The following is a 9,192-nucleotide window of genomic DNA, read 5'->3' as shown; positions in this document are numbered from 1 at the left end:
GTTGGGGGTGTCTACCTGCGGGTTTTTGGGACGGCCCCAGCTGGCTGGGGGGGGGGGGCGCAGGGCCCCCCCGCGCCTCCTGCCCGTCGACGGTCGATCCCCGGCCGCGACGCGACCCGGGTTCGGTCCGTCAGGCCGCGTGGTCGGCGACCGCGTGCGCGTTCGCCCGGACCGACGGCAGTCGCCGGTGGTCCTTGACGAGGGAACGGGCCTCGCGGATGCGCCGGTCGATGCCCCACTTCGTGACGAGGGTGAGGCTCTCGCGAACGATGTTCCCGCTCATCTTCGACACACCGAACTCGCGTTCGGTGAACGTGATCGGGGTCTCGACGACGCGGAGGCCGGCCTCGAGCGCGCGCCAGCAGAGGTCCACCTGGAAGCAGTAGCCCTTCGAGGCGACGCCGGCGAGGTCGATCCGCTCGAACGCCCGCGAGGTGAACACGCGGAAGCCGCCGGTCGCGTCGCGCACGGCGATGCCGAGGGCGAGGCGCGTGTAGAGGTTGCCGCCGCGGGAGAGCAGTTCCCGGTACCAGGGCCAGTTCTCGACCGTGCCGCCCTTGATCCATCGCGACCCGAGGACGAGGTCGTTCGTGTCGGCGAGCTCGATCATCCACGGCAGGTACTCGGGGTGGTGCGAGCCGTCCGCGTCCATCTCGACGAGCTTGTCGTAGCCGTGGTCGAGGCCCCAGGCGAACCCGGCGAGGTACGCGCCGCCGAGGCCGTCCTTCACGGTGCGGTGCATCACGTGCACGCGGTCGGTCTCGCGGGCGATCTCGTCGGCGATGTCGCCGGTGCCGTCCGGGGAGTTGTCGTCCACGACGAGCACGTGCACGGTCTCGTCGGTGGCCGCCAGCGTGCGCTCGACGATGGGTCGGACGTTCTCCGCCTCGTCGTAGGTCGGGATGATGACCAGTGTCGTGCTCATGGTGCTCCTTGCGCTTCTCATCGAAGATATCGGCCGGTCGCTGCGTCAGTCCGACGAGAGCTCTGCGAACACGATCAGATTGTCCGTGTAGTGCCCTGTGGCCGTGTCGAACGTGCCGTCGCACGTGATGAGGCGCAGCTGCGGTGTGGGTGCGGTGCCGTAGACGTCGCTCGTCGGGAACGCCGACTTCGCGGCACGCTCGGACCGCTCCACCGTGAAGGTCCGGGTGGAGCCGTCCGACATGGCGACGTGGATGGCGTCACCGGGGACCAGTTCGTCGAGCCGGAAGAACACGGCTGCGGCGGTGGGGCTGTCGACGTGCCCGGCGATGACGGCGGGGCCGACCTCGCCCGGGACGATGCCGTCGCTGAACCAGCCGGCGCTGTCCCAGTCCTTCGGCGGGTCGAGCTCGCCGGCGGCACCCCGGTGGAGGTCCTCGAGCGACGAGGACACCCCGATGGCGGGGATCGTCACGCGGACCGGGGTCGCGTCGGAGCGGGCGGCGGGGGCTGCCGGGTCCTGGAACCCCGCGGCGCCGTTCCGACCGGCGGGCGACGACCCGGCCGACGACCCGGTCGAGGACGAGGGAGCAGCGGACGCTGCCGAGGACGCAGCTGTGTCCGTCGCACCGCCGGTGCTGTTCGTCGCCGCGACCGCGACCCCGGCGACCCCGCCCACCACGAGCACCCCCGCGACGACGGCGCCGACGATCACGCCCCGACGCCGCGGTCCACCGAGCCCGAGTGTCGGCTTGCCGGACGCCCGGCGCCGCCCGCTCACGAGGCACCCCCGGCCGCCGTGGCGCACCCGCCGAGCACGTCCGACGTGAGCATCGTCGCGCCGAGCGCCGCCCACGCGTCGCCGTAGTAGGTCGGCGTCGTCGCGGCCGTCCGGTCGGCCCGACGCAGGTCCGCGGTGGCCGCTGCCGACTGCCCGGAGGCCTGCTCCGCCGCCGCCCGCGCCACGTACGCGAGGGCGTTCGTGTCACCGGTCACGGCCGTGCCGCCCAGGTCGAGCTGCGCCGCCAACTGCGTCTGTCGGCGGAGCGTCGGGGCGATCGAGCCGGCGAGCGAGCGGTCACCGGTGGAGCACGCCTCGGCGTACCGGAGCGGCAGGCGCATCGCGTCGTACCCGTAGAGCACGCGGTCGTCACCACCCGTGGCGGGCATCGGGTCGACGCTGCCGTCGGCGTGCACCTGCGACCAGTCGCTCGGCAGGTCCGACTGCCCGAGCACGGCCGCGGTGACGGCGCGGGACCCGGTGGCGAGGGCGTCCCAGCGGTCGTCGCCGGTCGCCTTCGCCAGCACCTGGTAGGCCACCGGCGACGCGTACGAGGCGTCGTACCGGTACGGCTCCGAGTCGGCCCACGGCCCTGGGAGCAGGATCGTGCCGAGGTCGGTCGTGGCGGTCTCGTGCTCGAGGATCGCCGATGCCATGGTCTTCCCCGCTGCCGTGTACCGGGACTCGTCCCACGAGGACCCGGCGAGCACGAGTGCCCTGGCGGCGTCGAGGTCGGCGTCGCTCGCGGACTGGCCGTCCGCGACGCCGCCGTCCGGCGTCCACCGCCACGCGAGCAGGTGGTCGTCGGTGAGCAGGTGCCGCTTCGTCCACGACCAGATCTCGCCGAAGCGCCGACGGTCGCCGTTCGCGTAGGCGATGAGCAGGCCGTACGCCTGTCCCTCGCTGACGGTGTCGCCGCCCTGGTCGGTGCGGACGACGCGGCCGTCACGGACGTACCGGTCGAGGAAGTCGGTCCGGAGCTGCTCGGGCGAGCGCGCGCCGTCCGGTGCCGCGGAGGACGTCGGGGTCGACGCCGCGCCGGCCTCCTGCGAGGGTGCGCCCCACGGGCGCACCGCGACGAGCGCGATGCCGAGCGCGACGATGACCGCGGCTGCGGCGGTCACGGGGATCCAGGTCCTGCGGGTCATGCGGCCTGCCTTCCTGAGTGGGTGCGGGGTGGGCCCGGAGGCGCGGATCACGCGGGCGGACCCGCCGGGGTGATCCGCGCCTCCTGTCCCGCGATCAGCGGAACAGCGACCGGAGCGTCGCGATCAGCTCGTGGGTGGCCTGCTCGACCGGGTCGGCGGCTGCGCCGCCGCCACCGGTCTGGACCCCGCCGGACGGGGTGGACGCCGTCGCTGCCGCGTCGGTGACGGGCACGACGGTCAGGTCACCCTTGCTGTCGTCGAGCACGAACAGCGTCGAGACGGTGTTGCCCGCGAGGTCGACCTTCGCCGTCCCCCGCTGCCCGCTGCCCGAGACGTCGAGCGTCCACTTGCCGGCGTCGACGGTCGCGTACTTCGTGGCGGTGCCGAACGCGGCGTCCTCGGCGACGGCGGTGCCCTCGGAGGTGCTCACGTCGACCGACTTCGCGGTGGTCGCGGCCTGCACGAGCCGGAGCTTCGCCTTGCCGTCACCGGGCTGCTGGAGGTCGTCCGTGAAGGCGGTCGTCCGGAGCTTCGCGTTCGTGCCGTAGGCGACGACCGTGCTCGCGTCCCCCTCGTCCACCGTGACGTCGGTGGAGATCACGGGTGTGGAGTCCGGGGCGTCCGCGGCGCGCATCGACAGGACGTAGGTGCCGACCGGCAGCTCCTGGTACGGGCTGACCTGGCCGTAGGTGACGTCGTCGAGTTCGAAGACCTTCTTGCCGCCGGACAGGCTCGACAGTTCGACGTCGACGCCCTTCGTGTCCGGGGAGAGGTGGCCGACGCGGAGCCAGCCTTCGCCGGAGCTGCTCGCGGCCGGTGCGGCGGTGGTCGCGGCGGTGGCGGCCTGCGGGGCGAGGCCGACGGCTGCGGCGACGAGGCTCGTGGCGAGGGCGCCGACGAGGAGGGTGCGACGAGGTGCGGGCATGGTGGTGCTCCTTCTGGTCGTGGTTCGGGTCTGGTGCGTGGGTGCGGCGGGCGCGCGGGTCACGTGGCGCTCGTGGCGGTCGTGGTCGGGTCGGCCGGGGTGTAGACCACCGTCAGGCGGGCCCCGTCACGCTCGACCGAGGCGGGCCGGAAGTCGTCCGCCATCGCGTCGAGGGTGGCCGCGATGCGGGTGGCCTCGGCGCTCCCCGATGCCTGCAGCACCACCCGACGGAAGGGCTGGCCGGTCTCGCCGGTCATCGGCGTGAACCGCTCGACCTCGACGGGCCGGTCGGCGAGGACCTGCCCGAGCGCGATCATCGCCCGCGAATCCACCTGGCCGGCACGGAACTGCGACTTCGTCCCGGAGTCGGCCCGGAGCGCCGGGTTCGCCGCGAGCTCGGTGCCCATGGTCTTCCGGACGTCGGAGGCCCGGGTGATCGCGGCCTCGGCGGCCGTCGACCCCTCGGAGTGGATGCGCCGGACGTCGACCCGCTGGTTGCCGGTGCCGAACGCGGCCACGGACGTCGAGTTCTCGATCGCCTGTCGGACGTCCGTCGACGAGTTGCCACCCGTGCGCATGGAGTCCGTCGTGATGACGTAGTCCGAGTCCTTCCAGCCGTTCGGCGACTGGCGTTCGACCGCGGCGTCGGTGTCGAGCTTGTAGTACCAGATGACGTTGTTCCGGGCGAAGCCGTCCTGCACGAGGTCGACCCACATGGCGTCGTCGACGAGGAGCCTCGAGGACTTCGGGACGTTGTCGCCCACCCACTGCTCAGCCTGCTGCATCGGCAGGTCGAGGTTGCCGAGCACGAACCCACGGAGCTGCGTGCCCCACAGCGGGAGCGCCACGAGGAGCGCCGCGGACGTGACGACGGCCCACGAGGTGCCGAGACCACGTCGGACGATCGCACGGCCCGAGGTCCCGGACGTGCCGCGCAGGCGACCGAGGACGGTGAGGACGGCGCGCTCGGCCGTGTACGCGATCAGGAGCGCGGCGAACGGGATGAGCATGATCACGTACGGCACGGGCAGGTACCCGTTCGGGCGGAACATCATGAGGAGCAGGAACACGAGCATCGCCGCGATCGGGCGGACCCGGCGGAGGAACAGCCCCACGACGGCGGCCGCCGAGCCGAGCACGATGAACACCGGGTCGAGCGCCCACCACTGCGACGCGGCCTCGTTCGCGAGGCTGCCCGCGTCGAACACCGAGCCGCTGGCCGTTCGGGAACCGAGCTGGTACGTGATGCCCTGGAGGAGGCTCACTCGTCCGGCACCGGGCAGCAGCTCGCCCTTCACCGCCGCGAGCAGCAGGTAGCCGCCACCGATGACGATGAGGACGGCTCCGGCGACGCTCAGGGTGTAACGACGGGTGCTCCGGTCGGCCCGACGCACCGCGATCCAGATGAGGAACGGCAGCGCGAGCAGGTAGGTCTCCTTCGAGAGCACGGCGATGCCGAGGCAGGCGGCCGCGCCGGCGAACCCGGCGAGCTGCTGCCGACGGCTGAGCACGAGGACGAACGCGGCGAGGAGCCACGGCGTCGCGACGTTGTCGATGTAGACCGTGCGGTGGTACTGCAGGGCCAGCGGCGACAGCGCGAACACGAGTCCGGCGGCCGCGGCGGTGGCCCGGCCGCTCCCGAGTCGACGGGCGAGGACGAAGAGCAGGATGCTCGAGACGGCGGCGAAGAAGACCATCGCCTCGCGCCCGGCCTCGACGGCGAACGGGTAGCGCGCGAAGGCGCCGGTGAGCGAGGTGTACCCCGCGATCTGGATCCACCCGAGCGGCGGGTGGTCGTACCAGTACGTGTAGTGGGTGATCTCGCCGAGGTGCGCGATCGCCCACGCCTGGGCCGTGTACGTGCCCTCGTCGTCGATGCGCTGCGGGGTGCCGGACATGTTCCACGTCTGCACCACGACGGTGACGGCGAGGACGGGCAGCAGCCAGCCGAGGCTCGCGGCGTGCCGACGGAACCACGCGCCGATGCCGGACCCGGCGACGGCGCCGCGGATCGGGATGCCGGTGGTGTTCGTGATGCTGGCGCTCATCGGTTCCCTCCGGTGGTCGAGGTGGCGAGCTCGCGGTCGTCCGCGTGGTCGGGTGATGCAGGCACACGTGTGGTGACCGCGTTGGCGAACCCGACGACCTCGGCCGGCTGCCCAGCCGTCCGGTGCTGCCCGGTGTGCTCGGTCTTCTCCCACCCGTTCTGGCCCTTGGCGTGCCGGACCACGGCCCGGACCGCCGCCGCCGCGAGGAAGATCTGGTACGGCACGAGGCCGAGGACGAGCTTCACGTAGTCACGGAAGCGGACCTTCTCCTGGTAGAGCCGACCGAACTCGTTGAGGCCGACGATCTCGACCGCGAGCAGCATGAGCGTCGGCGCAACGGGGATGAAGGACACGAGGGCGATCGCCGTCGGCACCTTCACGAACAGGATCATCAGGACGCTGAGCGGGATGAGGAGCCCGGTGGCCGCCTGGATGAACGGCATCGTGAGCATGTACCGGGCGAAGAACCGCTGCCGGAACGACGGGAGCTTCTTCCACTCGCCCTTGCCGAGGACCTGCAGGAAGCCCTGGTTCCACCGGGTCCGCTGCTTGAGGAGCGACGCGAAGGTGGGCGGGGTCTCCTCACGGGTGACGGCCTCGGGGCTGTACGCGACGACGACCTTGGCGCCGTCGGCGGACAGGCGGACGCCGAGCTCGCAGTCCTCGGCGAGGCAGTGCGCGTCCCAGCCGTTCGACCAGTCCAGGCGCTCCTTCGTCACGAAGACGGTGTTGCCGCCGAGCGGGATGAACTTCGACCCGGCGTGGAAGTGCAGGCGCGAGCGGAACCAGAAGTAGTACTCGAGCACGTTCCGCAGCGACCACCAGCTCGACTTGAAGTTCATCAGCTGCACGCCGCCCTGCACCACGTCGGCGCCGGTCTCCTGGAAGCGCGAGTCGACGAGCGACAGCAGCCGCGGGTAGACCTCGTCCTCGGCGTCGAACACGCCGACGATGTCGCCCGTCGCGTACTGCAGCGCGAGGTTCATCGCCTTCGGCTTGTTCTTCGGCAGGGTGTCGTCCACGACGACCCGGATGAGCTCCGGGTGCCGGGCCGCGGCGGCACGCACGACGGCGTCCGTCTCGGGGTCGTCCTCGCCGACGATCGCGATGATCTCGAAGTCCGGGTGGTCCTGCTTCGCGAGCATGTCGAGGGTCTCCCCCATGACGTCCTGCTCGTGGCGGCCGGGGACCAGCAGCGTGAACCGGTGCGCGGCCGGACGCGGGGTCTGGCTGAAGCTCGTCGACTTGAGCGCGTCGCGCGAGCGCCAGGCGTGCAGCATCCACCACAGCGTGGTGAGCGCGATGATCGTGAGCAGCACGGAGATCGCGATGAGGGCCGAGTACCCGACCCACTCGCCGACCGACCAGGCGGCCTGCGGGACCTGACCCGAGCCTCCCGTCGGCACGTCGGTCGTACCGCGGTTCGGGACGCTCGACGGAGCGGTCCCCTCGTTCGGCTGGAGCAACGGCCCGGCGGCCGTCAGCAGCATGGCGGAGATGGTCATTCGGCGAGCTCCTTCGCGTGAGCGTCGGTGGAACGGAAGACGAGGGCCTTGTACGCGGCGAACCGGAACGCGGTGCCGAGCACGAGACCCACCCCGTTGCCGGCGACGTTGTCGGCGAGGGTGGAGGTGAATCCGAGGACGTAGTGGGAGACGAACAGGCACGCCGCGGCGATGCCCAGCCCGATGAGGTTCGTGACGGCGAAGAGCAACCCCTCGCGGACGGTCTCGCGTCGGCCGGTCTGCCGTTCGGCGCGGAAGGTGATGAACCGGTTGCCGATCCAGGCGACGGCCGTGGACACGACGGCGGAGACGATCTTCGCGGCGATGGGACCGTCGGGCATCACGGTCGCGCGGAGGAGGTTGTAGACGCCGAGGTCGATGACGAAGCACACGGCGCCGATGCTCCCGAAGGAGACGAGCTGGCGGGCCAGGGTGAGCAGTCGCGCGAGGGGCACGCGCGACGGGACGGGCACCGCTCCGGTGGCGCGTGGCACCACAACGGGGGTATCGGTTCGGGTCATGCCCCCGATTCGGGGGGCTTCGCGAGGTGGTTTGGGTGGGGTACAGCCATCCGGAGGCTTCTGCCAGTTTCGCGACACCTGCTGTTCACATGCGGGTCGCGGTGGACGCGCCCACGCAACGGACGGGAGGCGCGGTGCCAGCCGGCACCGCGCCTCCCGTCCGGCAGGTGGCCGCGTCTACGCGGGGCGCGACGCCGGGCTGACGGTCTTCGACGCGTCGCGCTCCGGGATGTCCCCCAGGGCCTGGTCGATCGCCGCGAGGGCGTCGGCGTCGAGCCGCACACCCGCGGCCTTGACGTTGTCGGTGACCTGCTCCGGACGGGAGGCGCCGACGATCGCGCTCGCGACGTTCTCGTTCTGGAGCGTCCACGCGATGGCGAGCTGCGCGAGGGTCAGACCGGCCTGGTCGGCGACGGGCTGTAGGCGCTGCACGGCCTCGAGGACCTCGTCGCGCATGAACCGCTTGATCATGTCCGCGCCGCCCTTCTCGTCCGTGGCACGCGAGCCCTCGGGCAGCGGCTGACCCGGCTTGTACTTGCCGGTGAGGACACCCTGCGCGATCGGCGACCACACGATCTGCGACAGGCCGAGCTGCTTCGACGCGGGCACGACCTCGCCCTCGATGACCCGCCACAGCATCGAGTACTGCGGCTGGTTCGAGATGAGCTGGAACCCGAGCTCCTTCGCGAGGGCGGCGCCGGCGCGGATCTGCTCGGCGTTCCACTCGCTGACGCCGATGTACAGCGCCTTGCCCTGGCGGACGACGTCGGCGAAGGCCTGCATCGTCTCCTCGAGCGGGGTCTCGTGGTCGTAGCGGTGCGCCTGGTAGAGGTCGACGTAGTCGGTCTGCAGACGGGTCAGCGAGCCGTCGATCGACTCCATGATGTGCTTGCGGCTGAGCCCGACGTCGTTGTGCCCCTTCGGTCCGGTGGGCCAGTAGACCTTCGTGAAGATCTCCAGCGACTGGCGGCGCTCGGCCTTGAGCGCCTCGCCGAGGACCTGCTCGGCTGCCGTGTTGGCGTACGTGTCGGCGGTGTCGAACGTGGTGATGCCGGCGTCGAGCGCTGCCCGCACGCACTGCGTGGCGACGTCGTTCTCGACCTGCGAGCCGTGCGTCAGCCAGTTGCCGTAGGTGATCTCGGAGATCTTGAGTCCGGAGTTGCCCAGGTACCTGAATTCCATGCTGCCGACGCTAGCGGGCTTCCCCGTGCCGTGAGGGGCCGCGCGAGTACCTGGGTGCGGGGGCCCCGTGCGGGGCGGGGGCGGCGCGAGCGGGGGGAACGCGCGGGGCGGGCGCGAGCGGGCGGAACGCGCGGGGCGGGGTGCGAGCGGGCGGAACG

8 protein-coding genes are annotated in these 9,192 nt (G+C 71.8%); all 8 read right to left on the bottom strand.

All coding sequences use genetic code 11. The features are described 5' to 3' along the window. Positions 1-130: 130 nt before the first annotated feature. Positions 131-925, bottom strand: coding sequence for a polyprenol monophosphomannose synthase (locus ACNQOV_RS17805; RefSeq protein ID WP_416396233.1), 795 nt, complete (start codon positions 923-925; stop codon positions 131-133). Positions 926-970: 45 nt separating this feature from the next. Further along, a complete protein-coding gene (locus ACNQOV_RS17800) occupies positions 971-1,705 on the bottom strand; it encodes a class F sortase (protein WP_416396231.1) in 735 nt (244 codons plus the stop codon). Further along, entirely contained in the window at positions 1,702-2,853 is a 1,152-nt protein-coding gene (locus tag ACNQOV_RS17795) for a glycosyl hydrolase family 8 (protein WP_416396229.1), read from the bottom strand. The genes ACNQOV_RS17800 and ACNQOV_RS17795 overlap by 4 nt, the downstream gene beginning before the upstream one ends. 94 nt (positions 2,854-2,947) lie before the next feature. Then, positions 2,948-3,778, bottom strand: coding sequence for a DUF4397 domain-containing protein (locus ACNQOV_RS17790; protein WP_416396227.1), 831 nt, complete (start codon positions 3,776-3,778; stop codon positions 2,948-2,950). A gap of 59 nt (positions 3,779-3,837) precedes the next feature. Continuing rightward, entirely contained in the window at positions 3,838-5,826 is a 1,989-nt protein-coding gene (locus ACNQOV_RS17785) for an ArnT family glycosyltransferase (RefSeq protein ID WP_416396225.1), read from the bottom strand. Further along, positions 5,823-7,331 carry a glycosyltransferase gene (locus tag ACNQOV_RS17780; protein WP_402264287.1) on the bottom strand — a complete coding sequence of 503 codons (1,509 nt, stop codon included), beginning with the start codon at positions 7,329-7,331 and terminating at the stop codon, positions 5,823-5,825. The genes ACNQOV_RS17785 and ACNQOV_RS17780 overlap by 4 nt, the downstream gene beginning before the upstream one ends. Then, positions 7,328-7,825, bottom strand: a complete 498-nt coding sequence (locus tag ACNQOV_RS17775) for a GtrA family protein (protein ID WP_402264290.1) — start codon at positions 7,823-7,825, stop codon at positions 7,328-7,330. The genes ACNQOV_RS17780 and ACNQOV_RS17775 overlap by 4 nt, the downstream gene beginning before the upstream one ends. A gap of 204 nt (positions 7,826-8,029) precedes the next feature. After that, a complete protein-coding gene (locus tag ACNQOV_RS17770; RefSeq protein ID WP_416396220.1) occupies positions 8,030-9,034 on the bottom strand; it encodes an aldo/keto reductase family protein in 1,005 nt (334 codons plus the stop codon). Positions 9,035-9,192 lie beyond the last annotated feature (158 nt).

The organism is Curtobacterium sp. LFS084, from assembly GCF_047977705.1.
In the GTDB taxonomy this organism is placed as follows: domain Bacteria; phylum Actinomycetota; class Actinomycetes; order Actinomycetales; family Microbacteriaceae; genus Curtobacterium.
Note: the sequence above shows the minus strand (reverse complement) of the source record. Positions and strands in the feature narration are given on the sequence as shown.